This window comes from Acinetobacter sp. GG2, assembly GCF_000292385.1.
Classification (GTDB): domain Bacteria; phylum Pseudomonadota; class Gammaproteobacteria; order Pseudomonadales; family Moraxellaceae; genus Acinetobacter; species Acinetobacter seifertii.
This window is the reverse complement of the sequence record NZ_ALOW01000038.1, coordinates 201,422-224,345: the sequence shown is the minus strand read 5'-3', so window position 1 is coordinate 224,345 and position 22,924 is coordinate 201,422. Positions and strand designations below refer to the sequence as shown.

At 39.2% G+C, this 22,924-nt stretch carries 17 protein-coding genes and 1 pseudogene; 8 read left to right on the top strand and 10 right to left on the bottom strand.

All coding sequences use genetic code 11. The features are described 5' to 3' along the window. The first annotated feature begins 56 nt into the window (after nt 1–56). From hutH to murI, 7 genes are all read left to right on the top strand, one after another. Nucleotides 57–1,595, top strand: a complete 1,539-nt coding sequence (gene hutH / locus B554_RS0114285) for a histidine ammonia-lyase (protein ID WP_019458589.1) — start codon at nt 57–59, stop codon at nt 1,593–1,595. A 64-nt stretch (nt 1,596–1,659) separates the two neighbouring features. After that, entirely contained in the window at nt 1,660–3,072 is a 1,413-nt protein-coding gene (locus B554_RS0114280) for an amino acid permease (RefSeq protein WP_004704780.1), read from the top strand. A 51-nt stretch (nt 3,073–3,123) separates the two neighbouring features. Beyond that, nucleotides 3,124–4,329: an imidazolonepropionase gene (gene hutI, locus B554_RS0114275; RefSeq protein WP_019458588.1), complete on the top strand. Its 1,206-nt coding sequence runs from the start codon at nt 3,124–3,126 to the stop codon at nt 4,327–4,329. A 10-nt stretch (nt 4,330–4,339) separates the two neighbouring features. Beyond that, complete coding sequence (hutG, locus tag B554_RS0114270) at nt 4,340–5,260, top strand: formimidoylglutamase (protein ID WP_019458587.1); 921 nt, start codon at nt 4,340–4,342, stop codon at nt 5,258–5,260. Nucleotides 5,261–5,513: 253 nt separating this feature from the next. Next, nucleotides 5,514–7,340 (top strand): DUF885 domain-containing protein, encoded by a 1,827-nt coding sequence (locus B554_RS0114265; protein ID WP_019458586.1) that lies wholly within the window; start codon nt 5,514–5,516, stop codon nt 7,338–7,340. A 99-nt stretch (nt 7,341–7,439) separates the two neighbouring features. Then, on the top strand, nt 7,440–8,078 hold the full coding sequence (locus B554_RS0114260; protein WP_019458585.1) for an HAD family hydrolase: 639 nt from the start codon (nt 7,440–7,442) through the stop codon (nt 8,076–8,078). A gap of 23 nt (nt 8,079–8,101) precedes the next feature. After that, a complete protein-coding gene (gene murI / locus B554_RS0114255; protein ID WP_019458584.1) occupies nt 8,102–8,902 on the top strand; it encodes a glutamate racemase in 801 nt (266 codons plus the stop codon). Here the strand turns inward: murI and B554_RS0114250 are convergent. Together B554_RS0114250 and B554_RS0114245 are read right to left on the bottom strand one after the other, a co-directional pair. Continuing rightward, complete coding sequence (locus B554_RS0114250) at nt 8,889–9,512, bottom strand: LysE family translocator (RefSeq protein WP_019458583.1); 624 nt, start codon at nt 9,510–9,512, stop codon at nt 8,889–8,891. The two genes, murI and B554_RS0114250, sit on opposite strands and share 14 nt — an antisense overlap. A gap of 186 nt (nt 9,513–9,698) precedes the next feature. Further along, entirely contained in the window at nt 9,699–10,916 is a 1,218-nt protein-coding gene (locus tag B554_RS0114245; RefSeq protein WP_019458582.1) for a hypothetical protein, read from the bottom strand. A 1,004-nt stretch (nt 10,917–11,920) separates the two neighbouring features. Here B554_RS0114245 and B554_RS0114240 point away from each other — a divergent pair. Next, nucleotides 11,921–12,152, top strand: a pseudogene (locus B554_RS0114240) (hypothetical protein). 268 nt (nt 12,153–12,420) lie between these two features. On the opposite strand, the gene B554_RS0114235 reads toward B554_RS0114240, so the two are convergent. The 8 genes from B554_RS0114235 to thiL form a co-directional block, all read right to left on the bottom strand. Next, complete coding sequence (locus B554_RS0114235) at nt 12,421–13,230, bottom strand: HNH endonuclease (protein ID WP_019458581.1); 810 nt, start codon at nt 13,228–13,230, stop codon at nt 12,421–12,423. Further along, nucleotides 13,230–14,837, bottom strand: a complete 1,608-nt coding sequence (locus tag B554_RS0114230) for an AAA family ATPase (RefSeq protein WP_019458580.1) — start codon at nt 14,835–14,837, stop codon at nt 13,230–13,232. Before B554_RS0114230 ends, B554_RS0114235 begins: the two co-directional genes overlap by 1 nt. A gap of 28 nt (nt 14,838–14,865) precedes the next feature. Next, nucleotides 14,866–16,488, bottom strand: a complete 1,623-nt coding sequence (locus B554_RS0114225) for a restriction endonuclease subunit S (protein WP_019458579.1) — start codon at nt 16,486–16,488, stop codon at nt 14,866–14,868. Further along, complete coding sequence (locus tag B554_RS0114220) at nt 16,485–18,023, bottom strand: N-6 DNA methylase (RefSeq protein WP_019458578.1); 1,539 nt, start codon at nt 18,021–18,023, stop codon at nt 16,485–16,487. Before B554_RS0114220 ends, B554_RS0114225 begins: the two co-directional genes overlap by 4 nt. A 241-nt stretch (nt 18,024–18,264) precedes the next feature. Next, complete coding sequence (gene glmS, locus B554_RS0114215; RefSeq protein WP_019458577.1) at nt 18,265–20,103, bottom strand: glutamine--fructose-6-phosphate transaminase (isomerizing); 1,839 nt, start codon at nt 20,101–20,103, stop codon at nt 18,265–18,267. A 12-nt stretch (nt 20,104–20,115) separates the two neighbouring features. Beyond that, complete coding sequence (gene glmU / locus B554_RS0114210) at nt 20,116–21,480, bottom strand: bifunctional UDP-N-acetylglucosamine diphosphorylase/glucosamine-1-phosphate N-acetyltransferase GlmU (RefSeq protein ID WP_019458576.1); 1,365 nt, start codon at nt 21,478–21,480, stop codon at nt 20,116–20,118. Between the two features lie 8 nt (nt 21,481–21,488). Continuing rightward, nucleotides 21,489–22,022, bottom strand: coding sequence for a phosphatidylglycerophosphatase A (locus tag B554_RS0114205; protein ID WP_019458575.1), 534 nt, complete (start codon nt 22,020–22,022; stop codon nt 21,489–21,491). After that, nucleotides 22,000–22,917 (bottom strand): thiamine-phosphate kinase, encoded by a 918-nt coding sequence (gene thiL / locus B554_RS0114200; protein WP_019458574.1) that lies wholly within the window; start codon nt 22,915–22,917, stop codon nt 22,000–22,002. Before thiL ends, B554_RS0114205 begins: the two co-directional genes overlap by 23 nt. Between the last annotated feature and the right edge of the window lie 7 nt (nt 22,918–22,924).

Here is a 22,924-nt window from a genome sequence, read left to right as displayed (position 1 = left end):
CAATTGTGAAAAGCACCGTCTCAGCAGAATATAGTGCAAAAAATTAGGAAGCCAACATGGAATTACTTATCCAACCGGGAAAATTGACCTTAGCCGATTTACGTCAAGCGTACCTCAACCCGATCAAAGTTAAATTGGATGAAAGTGCTTCATCTGCAATTGATGCAAGTGTGGCTTGCGTTGAGAAAATTGTAAATGAAGGGCGTACAGCTTACGGTATTAACACGGGCTTTGGCTTACTCGCGTCAACCAAAATCGCTCCTGAAGATTTAGAAAAGTTACAACGTTCATTGGTTCTTTCGCATGCAGCAGGTGTAGGTGAAGCACTTGATGATGCAATGGTTCGTTTAATTATTCTATTGAAAGCAAATAGCTTGGCGCGTGGTTTCTCTGGTATTCGTCGTAAAGTAATTGATGCTTTGTTGGCTTTAATTAATGCCGAAGTTTACCCACACATTCCACTTAAAGGTTCAGTAGGCGCTTCAGGTGACTTGGCACCACTAGCACACATGTCTTTAGTGTTACTTGGTGAAGGTAAGGCACGTTATAAGGGTGAATGGTTACCAGCAGTTGAAGCTTTAAAAGTTGCAGGTTTAGAACCCATTTCTTTAGCTGCTAAAGAAGGTTTGGCACTTTTAAACGGGACACAAGTTTCAACCGCTTATGCATTACGCGGCTTATTTGAAGCGGAAGACTTGTTTGCTGCTGCAACAGTTTGTGGTGGCTTAAGTGTTGAAGCAATGCTTGGTTCACGTGCGCCATTCGATGCTCGTATTCACGAAGTACGTGGCCAACGTGGTCAAATTGATGTAGCTGCGGCTTATCGTGACCTTTTAACAGACTCAAGTGAAATTGCACATTCACATGAAGACTGTAGCAAAGTTCAAGACCCGTACTCTTTACGTTGCCAACCACAGGTGATGGGTGCATGTTTGACGCAAATCCGTCAGGCTGCTGAAGTATTAGAAATTGAAGCAAATGCTGTATCGGATAACCCACTCGTATTTGCTGAACAAGGTGACGTGATTTCTGGTGGTAATTTCCATGCAGAACCTGTTGCAATGGCGGCAGATAATTTAGCATTGGCGATCGCTGAAATTGGCTCACTGTCTGAACGTCGTATTTCGATGATGATGGACCGCCACATGTCACAACTTCCACCATTCTTGGTTGCAAATGGCGGTGTTAACTCAGGCTTTATGATTGCACAAGTGACAGCTGCTGCACTTGCGAGCGATAATAAGGCATTAGCACATCCTGCAAGTGTTGATAGTTTACCAACTTCTGCCAATCAGGAAGACCACGTATCGATGGCTCCGAATGCCGGTAAGCGTCTTTGGTACATGGCTGACAACGTTCGTGGCATTTTAGCTGTTGAATGGTTAGGCGCTTGTCAGGGTTTAGACTTCCGTGAAGGTTTAAAAAGCTCGCCTAAACTTGAACAAGCTCGTAAAATCTTGCGCGATCAAGTTCCTTACTACAGCGAAGATCGTTTCTTTGCTCCGGATATCGAACAAGCTAGCGAATTGCTTGCGAGAGGTTGCCTAAACAAGTTACTCATTCCAAAACTGCTCCCTAGTTTATCTGAAGTGTGATTGATAAAACGGTCACATGGAGTGGCCGAATCCAACTAAATTTCCTCAAGGATTGGAGATTAAAATGTCACAAAACTCCACACTACAGCGGGGTTTAAACACCCGCCATATTCGTTTCTTGGCATTGGGCTCAGCAATTGGAACTGGGCTTTTCTATGGTTCGGCAACTGCCATCAAAATGGCAGGGCCTTCAGTATTACTTGCGTATATCGTTGCAGGGATTGCAATTTATATCGTTATGCGCGCACTGGGTGAAATGGCTGTCCATAACCCTGTCTCTGGCTCATTCAGCCACTATGCATCTCAGTACATTGGTCCATTGGCTGGTTTTACCACAGGTTGGACTTATGTTTTTGAGATGGTGATTGTTGCAATTGCCGATGTCACTGCGTTTGGTATTTATATGGGGTTCTGGTATCCCGATGTACCGCGGTGGATCTGGATTTTGTCTCTCATTATGTTCCTAGGCGCAATTAACCTCATTCATGTAAAAGTCTTTGGTGAACTCGAATTTTGGCTTTCAATCGTCAAAGTCAGTGCCATTGTTGCCATGATTATCGGTGGTTTAGGCCTTATGTTTTATGGCTTCCATGTTGATCACAGCAATGTTGTACCGGGGCTTCAAAACCTATGGATTTATGATGGTTTCATGCCGCATGGTATTGCAGGTTTAGTGGCATGTTTATCTGTAGTTGTATTTGCCTTTGGCGGTATCGAAATTATTGGTTTAACCGCAGGTGAGTCACAAGACCCGAAAACCACCTTACCAAAAGCAATTAATGCTGTTCCAGTCCGTATTTTACTGTTCTATGTACTCACTATTTTTGTACTGATGTCGATTTTCCCATGGAACCAGATTGGTAGCCAAGGTAGCCCGTTTGTACAAATTTTTGAAAACTTAGGCATTAAATCTGCTGCAAATATTTTAAACGTTGTGGTGGTAACCGCTGCAATTTCAGCAATTAACAGTGATGTATTTGGTGCAGGCCGTATGTTGTACGGTATGGCAAATCGTGGTCAAGCACCGCAAGTGTTCAAGAAACTTTCACGTAATGGTGTGCCTTGGATGACTGTTGTGGTTATGGCTGGCGTACTGTTAATTGGTGTGGTACTGAACTACCTGATTCCTGAAAATGTATTTGTCATCATTGCATCAATTGCAACGTTTGCAACAGTTTGGGTATGGCTCATGATCTTGCTTTCGCAAGTGGCGATGCGCCGTAAATTATCTACTGCTGAAATTAAGGCACTGGATTTCCCTGTATTCGGCTGGCCATATGCACCTGCTTTTGCAATCGGGTTTATGGTGTTCATTTTAGTGATGATGGGCTACTTCCCAGACTCGCGTCCTGCAATTTATGTAGGTGCGGCATGGCTTGCTCTGTTAACCATTGCGTATCGCATTTGGGTAAAGCCGGAGCAAAGCTTGGGAAAGGAAAGTGAGCCTGTCCAGCAAAACATAGAAATGGAAAGCTAACAAATCAACTGCCCAATGGTTTTACTGTTGGGCAGTTTCGAGGATAGGCTAATGAAAAAACTTTGGCAGAACTGCCATATTGCGACCATGCAAAATGGGCAATATTCTTATATCGAAGATGCTGCAATTGTTACCGAAGGGCATCTCATCCATTGGATTGGAAAACAACAACAACTTCCTGCCGACACTTACTCCGAAACAGTTGACTTAAATGGCGCTTGGGTGACCCCAGGTTTCATCGATTGTCATACGCATAGTGTTTTTGGTGGTAACCGTAGCGTTGAGTTTGAAAAGCGCTTACAAGGCGTAAGTTATGCTGAAATTGCTGCAAGTGGTGGCGGTATTGCAAGTACAGTACGCGCAACGCGAGAAGCCAGCGAAGAACAATTACTGAAATCAGCCCTAAAACGTATTCGTTGCATGCAACAAGATGGTGTAACGACTATCGAAATTAAGTCTGGTTACGGACTCAACTACGAAAACGAGCGCAAAATGCTGCGTGTGATCCGTCAAATTGGTGAAGCTTTACCAATGACGGTCAAAAGCACGTGTTTAGCTGCTCATGCTTTACCGCCAGAGTACAAAGATCAAAGCGATGCTTATATCGAGCATATCTGTACAGAAATGCTGCCTAAACTGCATGCTGAAGGTTTGGTCGATGCAGTAGATGCGTTCTGTGAGCATTTGGCATTTTCACCCGCTCAGGTTGAACGTGTTTTTAAAACGGCACAATCATTGGGTCTACCCGTTAAGCTTCATGCTGAACAGCTCTCATCGCTAGGTGGTTCAAGCTTGGCAGCACGTTATCATGCTTTGTCGGCTGACCATTTAGAGTACATGACCGAAGATGATGTCAAAGCTATGGCAGAGTCGGGTACGGTTGCTGTGTTATTGCCGGGTGCCTTTTACCTATTACGTGAAACACAATACCCACCGATTGAAAGCCTGATTAAGCATGGCGCGCGTATTGCGCTCTCGAGTGATTTAAATCCGGGTACATCTCCTGCACTTTCTGTACGTTTAATGCTGAATATGGGCAGTACGCTCTTCCGTTTAACGCCTGAGCAAGCATTAGCGGGTGTCACCATTCATGCGGCACAAGCGCTCGGTTTAGAGCAAACGCACGGCAGTTTAGAGCAGGGTAAAGTCGCTGATTTTGTGGCTTGGGATATTGAACATCCATCTGAAATTGTTTACTGGCTGGGCGGCGATTTGCCTAAGCTAGTCGTTCAGCATGGACAAGAAGTTATTTTTTAGACGGTGGCATATGAATCACACATTTAAATGGCAAGGCCGTCATGATGGCGATGGTGAAGCACATCAACGTATCCACCATATTATGAATAAAACCCAACATGCCGAGTTTGCCCTGATTGGCTTTAGCTCTGATGAAGGCGTGAAACGTAACAAAGGCCGAGTTGGTGCTGCCGATGCGCCAGATGCGATTCGTACACAACTGGCTAACTTACCGATTCATCGCCCAGTGAGTCTGGTCGATTTGGGTACAGTGACTTGCGAATATGAGAATTTAGAGCAAGCACAAAGCGAGTTAGCAGAACAAGTCGCCAATAGCCTGCAAAATGGTTTAAAGCCGATTGTGTTGGGCGGTGGACATGAAGTTGCATTTGGTAGCTTTAGTGGTCTGTTCCAATATGTACAAGCCCACGCGCCAGATAAAAAAATAGGCATTATTAATTTTGATGCCCATTTTGATTTGCGTGAAGCAGAGCATGCCACCTCTGGAACACCTTTTTTACAAGCAGCTCGACTTTCAGAACAGCATCAAAAACAATTTAATTACTTATGTATTGGGGTTGCTAACCATGCCAATACTAAAGTTTTGTTTGATACGGCCGATGCGTTAAATTGTTCATATTTACGCGATCATGAGGTTAATATTTTTAACCTACCGAACGTGCTTGCAGCGGTAGATGCTTTTATTGCAAAAGTAGATTGCCTGTACGTTACGATTGATTTAGATGTCTTCGCGGCTGCGGTTGCACCGGGGGTCAGTGCGCCAGCCGTAAAAGGAATTGATTTAGCCACTTTTGAAGCAATTTTTAAGCATATTCAAGAGACTGGCAAAATCAAACTTTTAGATATTGCCGAGTGCAATCCAAAATTTGATTTGGACAATCGAACAGCAAAACTGGCTGCCTATATTGTTTATCAATATTTGTTTTCTTGAGAAACAATTTTTAATGTAGAAATGAAAAAGTGCACTGAGATCGCTCATGTGCGCTTTTTTTGACTTTCTGGTAAATTAAAGTCAAATATGGAATATAGATAGCAACTATAAATAATTTAATTAAAAAGAAAATTAATTTATAAAATCATTGAGTTAAAAAAATACTCGATTTTTACACTATTTTATAGGCTGCTTGGCACGTAATTTGTTTTGTCTATATTTTAAACTTCGTTAAATATGTTTGGATAATTAAATGAAAAACAGAACCTTACATTTTGCTTGTATCAGTGTTTTATTTTGGATGTCTCATTCGTCTAATGCTAAACCCCCCGAAATAAGTACAAATACTACCGAAAAATCACAAGCTAAACAAAACAGTAATGTCTCTGTTCGGGTGAAAGCTTTAAATCAGCTTTTACAAGAACAATGGGAATATACTTTGAAAAATAATCCTGAAACTGCCACGAGATTAGGCGATTTACGCTATAACGATCGATGGACCGAGTCTTCAAAAAATCAGATTGAGAAAGATAAAAAAACTACTCAAAATTTTTTAAAACGTTTTGAAGCAATCGATAGCACAGGATTTTCAGCAACTGATCAATTAAATAAAGATTTAATGATTTATCAGTTGAAAGAGACACTTAAAAGTTATGATGTGAAATTGTATGAGATGCCTTTCAATCAAATGTGGGGGCTACATTTACAATTTCCGGGATTTATTAGTTCGATTCCCTTTGATAATGCTAAACAATATCAAGACTATATTGCTCGTTTAAAACAAATTCCTCTTATTCTTGATCAAGGTATTCAGTTAGCGAAACAAGGACAAAAAGATGGTTTAATGCCACCGAAATATTTACTTGAAAAAGTGGCAAAGCAGATTGATAGCATTGCAACGCCAGCAGGGAAAGACAGTGTTTTTGCTTCTCCATTAAAGCAATTTCCAAATAACATTTCCAAAGCAGAACAAGAGCGTTTAAGCCGTGAAATACTACAGGCCATAGATCAGCAAGTTCGCCCCGCTTATCAAAAACTCGGAACGTTTATTCAGAAAGATTACTTACCCTATGGACGACAGCACGAGGGTATATGGAGTTTGCCAAACGGTGACGAGCTTTATCGTTTTTATGTAGAAAACAATACAACCACGTCGGAAAGCCCTGAAACTATTCATCAGCTCGGATTAAAAGAAGTTGCTCGTATAGAAGCGGAAATGCTGAAAATTGCTAAAGCACAAGGTTTCAATGATTTAAAAAGTTTCCAACAATCCTTAAAAACAAATCCCGCTGTTTTCCCAAAATCTCGTGAAGAAATTTTAGAGATTTATCGCGGATATATTGCCCAAATGCAACCAGAGTTGCCGAAGCTGTTTGGTTTATTACCCAAAAATAAAGTCGAAGTTTTACCTGTAGAGCAATATCGAGAAAAAGAAGCGGCAGGAGCGGAGTATCACCAAGGCACGCCTGATGGTTCACACCCCGGACAAGTGTATGTAAATACAGGGGACTTCTCTGAACGTTCCAAAATATCAATGGAAGCAACCGCTTACCATGAGGCAATTCCTGGCCACCATATGCAGATTGATATTGCCCAAAACCTGCCAAATTTGCCGATGTTCCGAAAGCAACCCAACCATACTGCCTATATAGAAGGATGGGCACTTTATGCCGAGCAATTGGGTAAAGACGTTGGTTTCTATAAAGACCCGCTTTCAGACTATGGAAGACTATCGAGTGAGTTGTTCCGTGCTTGTCGTCTAGTAGTGGATACTGGCGTACATTATAAAAAGTGGACCCGTCAGCAAATGATTGATTTTATGCGTGAACACTCAGCTTTAGACGAGCCTGATATTCAGGCAGAGGCAGACCGCTATATTGCTATTCCTGCCCAAGCATTGGCATATAAAATGGGCCAACTCAAAATTTTAGAGCTACGGGAGCTTGCGAAACAGGAGCTTGGAGATGGTTTTGATATCAAAGCGTTCCATGACATGATCTTAAATGCAGGAACACTGCCTTTAAATATACTCGATGCCCGTATTAAAAATTGGATAAAGGAACAAAAAGCGGCAGCTTAAAATAAAATCCGAAATTTAGGTCAGGTCCTCGTTGGGCCTGATTTAAAAATATATAAAAAACATAATATAATAATCAAAAATATACTTTTGAAATTAGAAATGGAAAAAACCTTAAAACAATATCATGCGATTATTTTTGATTTAGATGGCACTTTAGTCGATTCCTTTCATTTTTTTCTAAACGTTTTAAATCAACTTTCCGCAAAGTATAAGTTTAAAACGGTAAGCCTTCACGAAGTTGAGTACTACAAACAACTTACGCCTAGAGAAATTATGAAAGAGATGAATGTTTCTCGGTGGAAACTACCTTGGATTGCGAAAGACTTTATTCGTTTAATGAAAGAAAGAGATGAAGAAATTCATTTGTTTGAAGGTATGCGTGACCACCTAATTGAACTGCATAAGCAGGGATATACGCTCGCAATTATTACCTCGAACTCCAAAGAAAACTGTCAAAATGTACTGGGTAAAGAACTCTGTGAGCTTTTTAGCCATATTGATGGCGGCTCGTCTATATTTGGCAAAGCGAAGCGAATAAAGCGTGTTCTCAACATTTTGGATGTAAGTAAGAACCATGCCATTTATGTCGGCGACCAAACCACCGATGGCGAAGCTGCACATAAAGCAGGTATTGATTTTGCTGCGGTAGGTTGGGGATATACATCGGCTGAAAAATTAAAAACCATTCAGCCCAAAGTCGTGCTCACAGATTTGGCAACCATGAAAGAATTTTTCTAAATATATGAAATGCAGGATAAACCATGAATAATAATAACAACCCGATTGGGATGATTGACTCTGGTTTAGGCGGGTTGTCTCTCTTTAAGCATATTCGGGAGGCGCTTCCAAATGAAGACATTATCTATTTCGCCGACTCGAAATATGTCCCTTATGGAGACAGAGAAAGCGACTGGATTGTTTCACGAACCACGCATTTAATTTCAAATCTTATAAATGACGGGAATTGTAAAGCGATTGTGGTTGCTTGTAACACTATGACGGCTGTAGCGATTGAAACGATTAGAGCGCAAATTAATGTGCCACTTATTGCCATAGAACCCGCGGTAAAACCTGCTGTAGCCATCACACAAAGTAAGCATGTTGCTGTCTTGGCAACGGCAACCACGGTGAAGGGCAAAAACTTAAAAAGTTTAATTGAAACGTATGCGCAAGATATTAAAGTGTCTTTGGTGCCGTGTATTGGTTTGGCTGAAAAAATTGAAACGGGTAAAGCACATACAGCGGAAGTTAAAGATTATTTAAAAAATATTTTGGCGCCTTTAGTCGAGCAAAAAGTCGATACGATTATTTTAGGATGCACACATTATCCATTTGTTTCAGATACGATTCAGGAAATTGTAGGTCGTGATATTCAAATTATTGAGCCTTCGGAGGCTGTAACAGCGCAATTAATTCGGCAGCTCAATCAATATCATTTAAGTTCTGAAAGTCCAAATGAAGGGAACCATATTATTTGGACCAGTTCAGACGCGTTGGAAGTTGCGGATGTTAGTTTTTCTTTGTTGGGTACGCATTTACCTGTAGAAACTACTGATTTTTAAATCCAAGAAAAATGCCTAGCCCCATAAAAATGAGTCCACCCATCACTGACATAGATTTTTGGGGCTTCTTCGATTTAGTTAATTTTTGGCTAATATAATTGGCTAAAAACACACAAACCACATCAGCAGAAACAAAGATCAGATTCACAATCAACCCTAAAATAATGAACTGAGACCAAACTGGAAAATCTAATGAGGTATTAATAAATTGAGGTAAAAAGGCGATATAAAAAATAGCGGTTTTAGGATTTAAAACTTCGACCAGAATGCTCTGCTTCAAAGATAACTGACCATTTTCAACATTTTGCTGAACAGTCGGTGACGAGGTCGATCTAATTAATTTAATGCCTAACCAAACTAAATACAAAGCACCTAAAATTTTAATAAGATCATAGAGTTTTGGAATAATTTGAAAGATGGTTGTTAGGCCCAAAGAGGCTGCGATGATATGAAAACAGCCTCCTAAGAAAATTCCAAATGCTGCCATCAAACCAGATTTTCTACCACGTGAAAGCGTCTGCGCAGCGGTATACAGCATTGCTGGACCCGGAATATAAGCAAAAATAATTGTAGTAATTAAAAATGTAATGAATAACTCTAAAGAAATCATGTTTTACCTATCTTATTGTTGCTGTTTTTGAATGAATTTTAAACAATTTAAAGTATAAGAAATTTATAAGTATTTCAATTTTATAATCAGATTTACTTCTATAAAACTCAAAATCATCCAAAGAATGATTTTAAATTCTTTGGATGATTGAAAATAAGCTTATTTAGCTTTTGGAGTCACTGCTAATTAAGCTCTTTTAAGTTCCCAGCGTTGGTTTGGGTCATTAGATCGTTGACTAATACCTACAGATGAACCCCAGAGATGTGTCAGTACAGCATCTGGTTGGCCTTCTACAAAGATATAACCATCTTCAAATGCCCAACTAGTTTGGTACTGGCAACCCGCGCCTTGTAAGAAAAGATCGCCGCTATGCCAATTAACTGGTTTTATTTCTTTACCATTAGTACTGTTCAATGCGGTTTGAAGTTGTTCAAAAGACTCGTTTGACTTTAAGCTTGTCTGTAAAATCTTTTTGACCGTATCCAAATTTTTTTCATTCGTATGTAAATCTAGAGTTTTTCTAAGCTCTAAAAGGACTTTTACTGCTTCTTTTTTAAGATCCTGAGTATTTTCATATTCTTTATATACTTTTCCATAAAGCTCTTGCAGGTTCTCTTTTTTCATATTTTTTAGAAGAGCTTTGATATTGTCATGCTGTAAATACAATCGGAACTCTGAATCTCGATGCCCATCTTTAAGATCTAAGACATCTAATTGGACAGAGGCAAGAATGATTTTATAGAGTTGTTCATTATGCTGAGCGAAAGGGTTCTCAGGCAAATCTTTAAGTTCAGGAATATTTAAAAATAGCAAAGGAGAGCGAGCATATTCATTGAACTTTTGTTCGATGTGACGAATTGACTCATGAGCGAGTACCGCATTTAAATATTCATTCAGCTTAGTCTCATCTAGTTTACCAACAAGCTCCGATTTAATCGTTTCTTCGCCGTTACTATAAATAAATGTCTGTAATAAACGAACGATATCAAGACAATCACTGGTTTTTAAGTGGGTGAGTGTTTCTTCATCTTGATTTGGTAAAAGACTAAGGAAATGTTCTAAGTCTTTGTCTAATAATTTATATGCAATCGCATTTGTCTTAACATAAGCACCGAGCACCCAACTAGAACGAATATCTTTAACTTTGTTGTATAGCTTATTCTCTCGACCACTGCTATATACGCGGCTGTCAAAATACCAAAGCTCTTCTTCTATGTTTTTAACCTTGTCATGTACTGCAAATAGTCGATCATTTGTATGCGAGTAAGCTATCTTACCCGTTTCTCCAAGTGAACTTACAGCATCTTGTAAGCCATGGGTTTGTCCACCGTATGCGCTTGCGATACATGCACCTGTTTCTTTGTTAACGATTCTAAAGTTTCCACCTGGAAAGCCATTAGCCATGATAAGCCACTCCTTATAATTAGAAAGTTTTTGTAATAGTCGAAATTTATAGTTATTAGGCAAATTTCGAAGCGTGATTTATATCATGATTTTTCATGTAAAAAGACAAGTGTTTTTGTTGATTTTTGTATATAACATGCTGATTTATTTATATTTATTAGAGTGTCTTAATAAAATGCATAGACTATGCTTTAGAGCTTTATAAATTCAATAGAGCGATAGAGAAATAAGTTTTGGAAAAGATGCTAGAAGTGCTCGCTTATCGACTTATGGAGTAGGGCGCTCTATAAGATGTTTTATCCCTAGATATTTTTCATCTTAGACATATTTATATAAACTATTAAATTAGAATTAACGATTAATCTATTTTATTAACTAAATATATATAACCCAAGTTTATATTTTTTAAATTTAATTAAAAGCTATAAATATAAAACAAGGGTTAATATTATTTAAACATTAATTAAATTATTATATTTAAACTTTTTTGATTAAAATAAATTGACGTAATTAAAATCACCGATTATTATCTCGTTGCTGGCCTACATTGCCAGTCGGTTTTAGCAGACCGTACCCTAGCGTGTCGGGTTATACTTCCTCAGTATTACCCGTGTGGAACCTTTGTGCCCCCTTTTTCTCTATGGTAGGGCGGAAGGGGGACGCGTTCGCGCGTGCTGGTCGCTAGGTCAGTCTGCTAACCCTCTTTCGTTCTACCACCCTAAATTAGTTCGCGGTGATTTGGTGGTAGAACTCCATTTTTAAGGAGTTGGCCATGCCATTATTTAAACTCATTTTCTCTTTTAGTTAACTATTTTATTTATTTAAAAACATGGGTTTTTTGCGACCTGATTTTTTAAATTTATAAATTATTTCTATTTTAAAATGTTAATTATTTTATTTTCCTATATTGATGGGAAGATTAATTGTTATTTAAAAATTATTTTAATATTTATTTGAATCATATTTTTATTTTATTTAAATTTATAAATAATCATGAGAATAATATAAAACTTTATAAATTTATATTGGTTTTAAGCCTTTTGGTCGGTGCTTACAGTATTACAAATGATGATGCCAATGCTCAGCAGGAATTTAAAAGAATTTGTTCACCTCAAACCGTACAACGTTTAAAACGCACCAGTTTGCAAAGTCCTGTTCTCCCACAGGACTTTGCCCCTAACATGTTTAGCAGTATTCAACGCTGCGATAAAACTGAAATGGGCTAAATTCGCTTAGCTCCTTTATCTCTGTGTCGCAATGATCTCTCAAACTTTAAATCAGCGCAAAAGTAAATGTCCGTTGCGGCACGGGGGCCTAGGGGAGAGTTCTTTATTTTCTTTCACGGGAAAGGGGGGTAGCCGTATGAACGCAATAAAAAAGCCCGATTGTAGTAAATACAGATCGGGCTTTTTTATATGAGTTATCAAAACTATAACTGTGTTTGGACAGTATAGTTATAAACTAAGCTATACCGCCTTTGTTGAGCTCTTTACAAATCCTGAGTTTAATCTAAATTTAATATATCTTTTACCTCAGGAATTTCTCGGTGAGCGCGTAAGTAAACAATAGCAGCACGTGATAACATTTCAGTATTATCTACCATGCGTCGTAATCTAGCTTTGGCTGCTTTTACATCATCATTGTTCTTTATTTTCGTAACCTGTCGGTTTACCTCTAAGCGTATTAGATTCCTAGCTCTAGCTATTTTCTTTTCATGGAGATGGAATATTTCAATAGAATTTTCAACCTTCGTTTGTTGTTCAGGTGTCGCTGATGGACTGGCAATTGGTAGTCCATCATTATCAAACCAAAGTAACTTCTCATCATCTAGGTTGAACGGATCAAGAAAGTAAGGTCGTTCATTGTTCAACTTGATCTGATCCGCAGGTGTAAAAGCACGTTCCTCGGGGTTTTCAAGTGGGAAACGACATGCTTTCCCTCCCTCTGTTTCATCAAAGACTCTACGGCTATTGCAGAATGTGCAAGCACATCGATAGTTTTCCCAATCGAATGCTAACCACCAGTAACCCTCGTGTAGTTCATCATCTTCAACCTTATTTTTTGGTCTGAAATGATCAATCGGCATATCTGACCGGATTTCCTCAGCTTCACAATACCAACATTTGCGTTTTAACGAGTCAGGCAGTAAATCATAAAAATCACGCCAAACTTTCGAGGATGCAACTTTTTTTAATATCGCTTTTCTTGTCTCTTTATCTGGGGCTGCCATTAACTCAGTTTTTGCTTGCTCCGCTACTTCTCTCCATTCCTGAGTCAAGCATTCTTCAATCACATCCTTACAAATCCAACGCATTAATTACTTTCCTCATGTTTAGCATGGTACTTATTACGAAGGAAATCGAGGTAATCAGGATCATCTGTTGCTAGATTGAATCCTAAGTCTTCAAGCTCAAAATTGAGCCTAGCCAAGTATTGTTCTTCATCTTCTGGCGGAAATCCGTGCTCGCGAACTGTCTTCTCTTTCGATAATGTTTCCTTTGCCGCGAGAGCATTTCTATTTGTAAGTCTCTGGTTAGTGTCATCATCAAGAGTTGTTCGTAAACCAAACATATCACTACGCAAAATTAAGTTGATCCCCATCCCACGAGGATTTTCATCAGGCATCTTGGCGGATATTTGATTTTTATTATCACGTTTCATAACTTGAACTTGCTCTTTCTCCAGTTCTGCAATAGCTAGAGGGTGATGAGTTACCATTAGCAAATGACTGGTTTGGTGATTTGGTACAAATTCACGTAGAAACTTAAGATATTTAACAGCCCATGAGGGATTAAGATGAGTATCTGGTTCATCAAGTAAAAATAATGAATCTTTACCACCAGTGAACTTGAGTAGACCTAGTACTGTTAATAATTGCTGCTCACCTTCGCTTAGTTCACGGAAAGTAAGTGGGGCTTCGCTGCTCGATACCTTTACCCGAATATTAACTTCAGAAATAATTTCTGATAACAAAGTGCTTTCGAGCATTTTAAATAATTCGTCTGCTGTAAGATTTTTGGCTAAGGCAGTTAAAGCATTTACATCTGGTAAAAATAGGTGAAAAAACTCATTGCGAATATTATTGCCAGTTAAAGATGTATCTTCTTGGCGAGTCACTTTTATTGGTGATAATGTATGTTTTATGAGCTCATCCAAAAAGTGACGAACAACACCATAAGCTCCCCAAAATAGTTCTTCCTTTTTCTTAGCCCATTCTGGCTGACGCATAACAAAATGAATACTGTCTAATCTTTCTATGCCTAGATGTTCATGCAAAAATTTCCTTTCTGAGCTGTTTTGTTCAGATAAGAAGAAAGCAAGCAGTACGAATTGGCTGTGATTAGGTTTAGCGTAGAACAATGGTCGGATGTCACCTTTTAGATCTACTTTCTCATCTTTTTTAAGTAACTTACGATAAAAATTCGTACGATGTTTTTTAAAATAGTTCTCTAGTCGATCACTTGGACCTGAATAGTAGGCGAAAAGATAGTTAGGTAGATATGGTGCTTTACCGTCTTTATCTCGTTTAACTTTTGAAAAAGGAATAATTACATCTGAAGGTGTTTCATCAAACATGTCCTTTTGCTTTTCGTCACTTAAAAGGTCACGAGCATGTACTTCATATTGTTTTGCTAGAGTACCGCGATTTGGATCGGCATCAATAGTTATTTCCATCCAGCGATCACTAGGCTGATTCAGCTTAGGGGGCTCACCTAATCTATAAGTCAACTTATATGAGAATGGTGGGGCTTCTCCTAAATCAAGATTACGAAATATAGCTACCAACGCTTCAAGAACGTTGGATTTACCTGATCCATTACGTCCTACAACAACAGTCATTAGATGATTTTCATCAAAGTCTATTTTAACGTTTTCAAGATTTTTAAAACGTGAGCGAATATGCAATTTATCGACTTTCATAAACAGTCCTTAACTCTTATTTTATTTATTATTGGCTATCTTTAACTAATGCGAACCAATCTTGACTATTTCCATCACGCTCAAGCTTTACGATAGACTTTTCGATAACAAGAGCATTTCGAATGTCTAGAAAGAACTGTTCAAGTTGATCTGTGCTACTATCAAGCGGATAGCCAGCTGCCATTAACAACTGTTGACCACTAAGTGGTTTTCCAACTTGTTTTAAAGCATCAGTTACATTAAGTATCTGTTTAGTCATACAGTTTCCTGTCTTCTTTTTTTCAGTAGGGCGTTTTGGCTTAAGTTGTCTTGTTATAGCCTTTAGTTCTGCTTTAATATTTTCCAACAAAGCTTCAGCACTATTATCACCACTGATCAATTCAGGATTGGCAGCTCGCCAATCGACCGTAAGTTCTCCACGGAAAGCTTTAGCCAGAATAGATTGAGTCAGTTTATTAACCCTCATTAAAGCGGCATTGGATTTTTTTTCAATACTATCAGCAAAGGTAAAAAGTTCTTTCACACGGCGAACGATTTCGGTTTGGGTATTAACTGTTGGAAGCCAAATATCAAATTGGCGTAAATCGGATAAGTTTATTCGTTTTTGTGCAGAGCCAATTTGCTTATCTACAAATGCAGATTGAAAGTTTGGTGAAAGTAATTGAAGTAGGATATATTCAGGAATAATATCACTCTTTAACTTAATTACAGCCAAAGCTCTATTTACATTTGCTCCACTTAAATTAGGCGGAATAACAGCAGGTCTCCCAATTGTTGCCATTACTGATAAAACTATGTCACCTGGTTCAACAATGGTTCTTTTAAACTCTTTAGATAGTTCTTTTGAAATTTTAAAAACTTCCGTATCATTGTATTTCCCCCATTCCCCAATATCCATGACACGAAGCATTGGTACCCCATTGGGATCAAAACTGCCAGGCTTTAATACACCATAAGAAAGATGCTTTTTATCCTTGAGAATGTTCTCAAATTTTACTGTATCTTCTGCAATTGCTTCAGCCGATATAGCTGATGTCAACCTCCCACTAACAGCAGTTGCTAAGATAGCTTGACGGAAAGTTTGAAGAATATCAGGAATACGCTCAAGGCGGGCTTTGACGATTTCTACCTGCGCCAGTAGAACATCAAGTTTCTCAACAATAACTTTCTGTTCAGCTAAGGGGGGAAGTAAAAACGGTAGCATTTTTGTAGTAGATCCTGAAATTTCCTTAAAGGTCGTCCCTGACCCCATACTTTCAGCTACATCTTTAATACTTTTAAGATAATAATAAGCATATTCTGAATCAACACCATCTGGAAAAACGAAGTTCTTAAATCCTTGATTCGTTGAAATCTCATTTTTTGCAATGGCTACATATCCAATTGGTGCGCGACTGCTAAATAATAGACTTCCTTTAGGCAATATTTTTGCTGAACTTGCATCATAACCTTGTTGACTTAAATCTCTGGCGCCAAAGCTAATATATTTTTCAGAATACCCACTCAGGTCTGCTGGTGTTAACCAAGCAATCCCTGTACCAGCCTCCTTAAAATTTTCTGGATTACTAGCTGCAGGTGTTCCTCCTGCAACAATTTCTGCGATATCCCCAATTCTTAGCTCTAGCCAACCGCATGAATTGGTTGAAATCATGAATTTGCTCCTTCTAACGTAGCTAATAGTTCATTCAGTTCATTCATCGCGATTTCCAATTCTTCCTTTGCTTCTAACACCAAGGTCTCTAACTCTGGCAAATTAGTGATATCAACACTCTTTTTATCCTTTAGCCATGAAATATTTAGCGAATCACCTTTAGTGTTAGCAATCCATTCCCGGCTAAAACAACGCCAGCGAGAATGGGCTAGTTGTTCATTAATATCTTGATTTTCATTTTGGAGGTCTTTATCTACTTCAGTCTCTAAAGCGTCAAAGCTGTATTCACCTTCAGTTCGGATGCTAGTGCCATCAGGTTTATCTCCAAATACTTTTTCGAATGGCCCAAGATGTGGATCTATACCAAAGTCTTCTGGAATAAAGCCAATGTCAGAATTACCAAAGGGTGTACGTTTACCAAAACTAGGCATATTGGTACGCAAGTCATATATCCACACATTTTCAGTGCAGTTCTCTTGCTGATATTTGTCTTTAATAGAACCCTTAGTAAAGAATAAGACGTTAGTTTTAACGCCTTGTGCGTAAAATATGCCAGTAGGTAGCCGCAAGATAGTATGCAGATTACATTTATTCATTAAGTCGCGGCGTATCTCGGTCCCGACACCTATTTCAAACAATACATTATCAGGTAACACTACAGCCGCACGACCACCAGGTTTAAGTCCCAAATAAATATGCTGTAAAAAAGCGAATTGCTTATTTGTATTAGGGAATGGAATATCCTTACGTAAAGGACGTTGTCCACCAGCCTTGGTGCCAAAGGGGGGATTGGCTAAGATTATGTCGGCTTCTTCCAATTCAGCTACGTCATCAGTCAGTGCATCACCATAAATAATGTTTGCATCCAAATTGTGTAAAAAGGTATTCATTAAGCAAATTCGACGAGTATTTTTCTCTATTTCTACTCCTTGATATTTAGGGGGAGTAGTTTGATATTCTTCTTGTGAATATTTGGTTCGAATATAGCTATCAGCAGAAACTAAGAAACCACCACTTCCTGTCGCAGGGTCTTGAATTAAGTTACCAAGGCTTGGCTGTACTAATCTTATTATACTATTAACTAGAGAGCGTGGAGTGAAGTACTGTCCAGCACCCGAACGGGTATCCTGAGCACTTTTGTCAATTAAACCACTGTAAAGGTCACCAAATCCATCTTTTCCTACTTGATGCCATTCAATTTTGGAAATGCCATCTATAACAGCTTTTAGATTTTCAGAATGGGAAAAAACTGTAGTAGGGAATGCATAAATATCTCTTATAACTTCATTTTCAACATTTGCCCCTAAATGAGTAAGCAACTCTTGATAGAATCCCAATAATCCTTTCTCTTCATGAGATTCTAGATCAACCCATCGATAACCTTCAGGGATAAGTACTTCTGAACCATTTTCCTGTGCAATTTTAAGAAACAATAAGTAGCTAAGTTCTGACACATACTGATAGTAGGTAATGCCATCACCTCTTAGTATATTGCATAAACTCCATATTTTTTGAATGACAGTATCTTGTTTCATTGACTCAGTGGGGGCTTAACAGGTAGTAGTAATCTTATGTTATAACGACTCTTTAGACTAGTAGTCATATCGATAATAGAGCCTTATACAGGAACTTACTTTTCCATTTTTTATTTTTAGGTTTGTTTTATATCAATCCTTTTAATCAAGCAATAAAAAAGCCCGATATGCAGTTATACATATCGGGCTTAATCAATCAATTATTAAAGCAGGTGATGCCTTAATAATGATATTTTTTGAATTACTCTACAGTTACTGACTTCGCCAAGTTACGTGGCTGGTCAACGTCTGTACCACGTAATACAGCAACGTGATAAGACAATAACTGAACTGGTACGCTATAAATGATTGGTGCAAGCCATTCGTTTACTGCTGGAATTTGTACAACGTGTTGACGATCTTTTTCAACTACACCGCTATTTTCATCAGCGAAAACGAATAATTCACCACCACGCGCCTGAACTTCTTCCATATTCGACTTAAGCTTATCAAGCATTTCGTCGTTTGGCGCAAGAATCACGATTGGCATTTCAGTATCAACAAGTGCCAATGGGCCGTGTTTTAACTCACCAGCCGCATAACCTTCTGCGTGAATATATGAAATTTCTTTAAGCTTTAATGCACCTTCCAATGCGATTGGATAGTGTGTGCCACGGCCTAAGAATAAACAGTGTTGTTTTTCAACGAACAATTCTGATAAACGTAAAATTTCATCGTTATTTTTAAGCGTATCAAGAATGACTTTCGGGCTGTGCCACAATTCACGAGCAATCTCTTCAATCATGACATTGCTAATACGCTGTTTTACTTGTCCAATTTTTAAGACGAGTAGCATAAGCGCAGCAAGCTGAGTCGTGAACGCTTTCGTTGATGCAACACCAATTTCAGGCCCAGCAAGGGTCAATAAGTGGTGATCAGTTTCACGTACCATTGAAGACGTAGCAACGTTACAGATAGTCAAAGTTTGAATGCTGAGCTTGTTTGCTTTAGCACGTTTTTGAGTTTCACGTAATGCAGCTAAAGTATCGGCTGTTTCACCTGATTGAGAAATACAGACATAAAGCGTATTTTCAACAATTACAGGTGAGCGGTAGCGGAATTCACTTGCGATTTCAACTTGGCAAGGCACACCAATCAGTTGTTCAAACCAATATTTCGCAATCATGCCTGAGTGATAACTTGTACCACATGCAATAATTTGTACGCTTTGAACTTTGCTAAAGTCTGCTTCAGCATTTTGCAAGAAATCTTCGCGTAAGCTGTTGCCGTCAAGTGCTTGAGAAATCGTTTGTTTGATTGCTTCTGGTTGCTCATAAATTTCTTTGAGCATGTAGTGCTTGTATTCACCTTTTGAAGCATTGCTTACTGTTGCGTCAAGCTCTTTCACTGGACGTTCAACAAGTTCACCGTTTGCAAATACTTCAATTGAAGTACGAGTCAGGCGAGCAATATCACCTTCTTCTAAATACATAAAACGGTTAGTTACAGGTAAAAGCGCAAGTTGGTCTGAACTAATAAAGTTTTCACCAATACCTACACCAATCACAAGTGGTGAACCTTCGCGTACAGTGATTAACTCATCTGGGTAATCGCTATGGATAATACCCAGTGCGTATGCACCTTTAAGCTGAGGAACAACAGATTGTACTGCTTCAAGTAAGCTGTCAGTGCTTTTTAGTGCTTCTGCAACTAAGTGAGCGACAACTTCTGTATCTGTTTGAGAGGTAAACACATATCCTAAAGCTTGAAGATCATCTTTAAGCTCTTGATAGTTTTCGATAATACCGTTGTGAACGACTGCCACTTTACCCGACATATGTGGGTGAGCATTATTTTCAGTTGGTTTACCATGTGTTGCCCAACGTGTATGAGCAATACCAACTACCCCAGTGAGCTGGTGTTCAGCAACTGCATCGGCAAGATTAATCACCTTGCCTACACGACGCTCACGTAAAACTTCTTCATTATTCAGTACAGCAACGCCTGCTGAATCATAACCGCGATATTCAAGACGTTTTAAACCTTCAATTAGAATTTCGGTTACACAACGCTCTGCAACGCCTCCGACGATACCACACATACTTCAATCCTCTTATTTTTTAACCTTTTGGGGACGTTGATAATTTGCTTTAGAAATTTGTTGAGCACGTTCAAAGGAGAGACTTTGTTCAGCTACATCTTTCGTAATCACAGAACCCGCACCGACTGTTGCTCCATTTCCAATAGTCACAGGCGCAACCAGCGAGCTATTAGAACCGATAAACACTGCATCGCCAATAGTGGTTTTGTGTTTATTTGCACCATCATAATTGCAGGTAATTGTACCTGCCCCAATATTTGAGTCAGCACCGATCTCGGCATCACCTAAGTAGGTGAAGTGGTTAGCTTTACTACCAAGACCAATGGTTGTGTTTTTGACTTCAACGAAGTTACCAATGTGTACTTCGTTCGCCAATTTAGCGCCCGGGCGTAAGCGTGCAAATGGACCAATTTGAGTGTTTTCACCCACAATTGCACCATCAAAAACACTATAGGCTTGAACTTTGGTTCCTGCTGCAATTTTTGTATTTTTCAAAATACAACCAGCACCGATTTCTACAAAGTCACCGAGTTCACAGTCACCTTCGATAATGACATTTACGTCAATACGAACATCGTGTCCAACTTTCACAGAACCACGTAAATCAAAACGGGCAGGGTCGGCAAAAGTTACGCCTTGTTGCATAAGTTCTTTTGCTTGCTGTTGCTGAAAATCCCGTTCAAGTGCCGCAAGTTGTAAGCGGTCATTAACCCCTTCAACTTCAAAAGCAAGTTCTGGTTGAATAGAGGCAATTTCTAAACCATCTGCAACCGCCATAGCAACGATGTCAGTTAAATAGTATTCGCCTTGTGCATTTTCATTAGAAAGCTTAGGCAACCATTCATGAAGTTTTGCATTGCTTACACAGTAAATACCTGTATTGATTTCTTGAATTTGGCGCTGAGCATCAGTTGCATCTTTATGTTCAACAATCGCTTGAATTTTGCCGTCTTGGCGAACAATACGGCCATAACCTGTTGGGTTATCGACATGTAAAGTAATCATGCCAATACCAGTTTTACTTGATACTTCAACAAGTTGTTCTAGCGTTGTTTGACGAACTAAAGGAACATCACCGTATAAAATTAATGAAATACCGTCTTTAGGAAGTACCGGTAAAGTCATTTGTACCGCATGACCTGTACCTAATTGTTCTGCTTGTTCAACCCATTGAATGTTTTCTTGTGCAAACGTCTGCTTTACGTGATCGCCGCCATGTCCATAAATGGTAATGATATTTTCTGCTAATAGTTGTTTTGCTGTCTTAATAACATGTCCTAGTAGCGGGCGGCCAGCTAAAGGCTGTAATACTTTAGGTAGTTGTGAACGCATTCGCGTTCCTTTGCCTGCAGCAAGGATAATGACGGTAGTTGACATGAGTAAACCTACTTAAATGGCGTTACGCCCCAGAAAGTAATAAATATGATGATACATAGTGCCGCCCAAAGCCCTGCAATGATGTCGTCCAGCATAATTCCGAAGCCGCCAGCAACTTTCTGGTCAGCCACACGGATTGGCCAAGGTTTCCAAACATCAAACAGGCGGAATAAGCAAAAACCAATTAGTGCCCATTGTAACGACATTATATTAAAAAATATTAAAGGCAGGAGAGTAATAGATTGACCTGCAAATTCGTCCCACACAATTCGACCATCATCGTGTACGTCTATAACCTTTGCTGTTTGACCGCAAATATAAATACCCACCAAAGACATGATGAGAATAGCGATTAAACTTAAGTTAAATCCGAGAGATAGCCAAATAGGAATGAAAAGTAAGGCAAAAGCAGAGCCAAAAGTACCCGGTGCTTTAGGGGCGAGACCAGATCCAAAACCAACCCCACAGAAAACGATGCAGCGGTTGAACCAAGACATGTTCTTAAAATGAATCGGCGGTTTATGCAAAGTGTTGGTATCCATGAATTTGCAGCGGGTAATCTGAACCCAAATGCTCAAAAGTTAGTTTTGTTTGTTCAACGATCTGTCCAATCATTGTAATCTTAACGTCCAGTTGTTTTTGCAAAAGTTTTCCATAATTTTGCGGTGTTATTGTAAAACATAATTCGTAGTCATCACCACCTGCAAGCGCATATTGCCAACGTTGTTGTTCTTTTAATTGTTGCAATACTGGGTCAACAGGTAATTTTTCTAAGGCAAGTCGTGCTCCAACCTTAGATGCTTTTAAAATATGTCCTAAATCTTGCGCTAAACCATCTGAAACATCAATCATGCTAGAGGCAAGTCCTTTAAGTTCTTGCCCAAGCTGACAACGTGGTGTCGGATAATCGAGTCTTTGCTGCAGCGGATGTCCCAAATGCTGAAGACCATAAGCTGCATCTCCAACTTGTCCGCTCACACAAACATAGTCACCGACTTTTGCGCCTGAACGTAACACGGCTTTGCCGGTTTCTATCCAGCCCATTGCGGTAACGGTAATAGTGAGATGTGGACCTTGGGTGGTATCTCCACCAATTAAGGCAACACCGAACTGATTACAACAATCGTAGATTCCCTGACTAAAACCTTCAAGCCACTCATGGTCAACTTGAGGTAAACTGATTGCAAGTAAAATACTATGGGGTTTAGCACCCATTGCAGCAATATCTGAAAGATTTACAGCAACGCTTTTCCAACCAATAGCATGAGCAGAGGTGTCTAGAGGGAAATGACGGCCAGCAACCAGTGTATCTGCACAAATCACTAATTGTTGATTTGGAGGGGGAGTAATTAAGGCTGAGTCATCACCGATACCAAGTGCGACATCTGAATTTGATTGTCGATTAAAATATTGGTCAATAATTGAAAACTCAGCCATAGAACAT

Bases quoted from the DNA above. Each gene is read 5' to 3' on its own strand.
- hutH (WP_019458589.1), top strand. From the start codon at position 57: ATGGAATTACTTATCCAACCGGGAAAATTGACCTTAGCCGATTTACGT.
- B554_RS0114280 (WP_004704780.1), top strand. From the start codon at position 1,660: ATGTCACAAAACTCCACACTACAGCGGGGTTTAAACACCCGCCATATT.
- hutI (WP_019458588.1), top strand. From the start codon at position 3,124: ATGAAAAAACTTTGGCAGAACTGCCATATTGCGACCATGCAAAATGGG.
- hutG (WP_019458587.1), top strand. From the start codon at position 4,340: ATGAATCACACATTTAAATGGCAAGGCCGTCATGATGGCGATGGTGAA.
- B554_RS0114265 (WP_019458586.1), top strand. From the start codon at position 5,514: ATGAAAAACAGAACCTTACATTTTGCTTGTATCAGTGTTTTATTTTGG.
- B554_RS0114260 (WP_019458585.1), top strand. From the start codon at position 7,440: ATGGAAAAAACCTTAAAACAATATCATGCGATTATTTTTGATTTAGAT.
- murI (WP_019458584.1), top strand. From the start codon at position 8,102: ATGAATAATAATAACAACCCGATTGGGATGATTGACTCTGGTTTAGGC.
- B554_RS0114250 (WP_019458583.1), bottom strand. From the start codon at position 9,512: ATGATTTCTTTAGAGTTATTCATTACATTTTTAATTACTACAATTATT.
- B554_RS0114245 (WP_019458582.1), bottom strand. From the start codon at position 10,916: ATGGCTAATGGCTTTCCAGGTGGAAACTTTAGAATCGTTAACAAAGAA.
- B554_RS0114235 (WP_019458581.1), bottom strand. From the start codon at position 13,230: ATGCGTTGGATTTGTAAGGATGTGATTGAAGAATGCTTGACTCAGGAA.
- B554_RS0114230 (WP_019458580.1), bottom strand. From the start codon at position 14,837: ATGAAAGTCGATAAATTGCATATTCGCTCACGTTTTAAAAATCTTGAA.
- B554_RS0114225 (WP_019458579.1), bottom strand. From the start codon at position 16,488: ATGATTTCAACCAATTCATGCGGTTGGCTAGAGCTAAGAATTGGGGAT.
- B554_RS0114220 (WP_019458578.1), bottom strand. From the start codon at position 18,023: ATGAAACAAGATACTGTCATTCAAAAAATATGGAGTTTATGCAATATA.
- glmS (WP_019458577.1), bottom strand. From the start codon at position 20,103: ATGTGTGGTATCGTCGGAGGCGTTGCAGAGCGTTGTGTAACCGAAATT.
- glmU (WP_019458576.1), bottom strand. From the start codon at position 21,480: ATGTCAACTACCGTCATTATCCTTGCTGCAGGCAAAGGAACGCGAATG.
- B554_RS0114205 (WP_019458575.1), bottom strand. From the start codon at position 22,022: ATGGATACCAACACTTTGCATAAACCGCCGATTCATTTTAAGAACATG.
- thiL (WP_019458574.1), bottom strand. From the start codon at position 22,917: ATGGCTGAGTTTTCAATTATTGACCAATATTTTAATCGACAATCAAAT.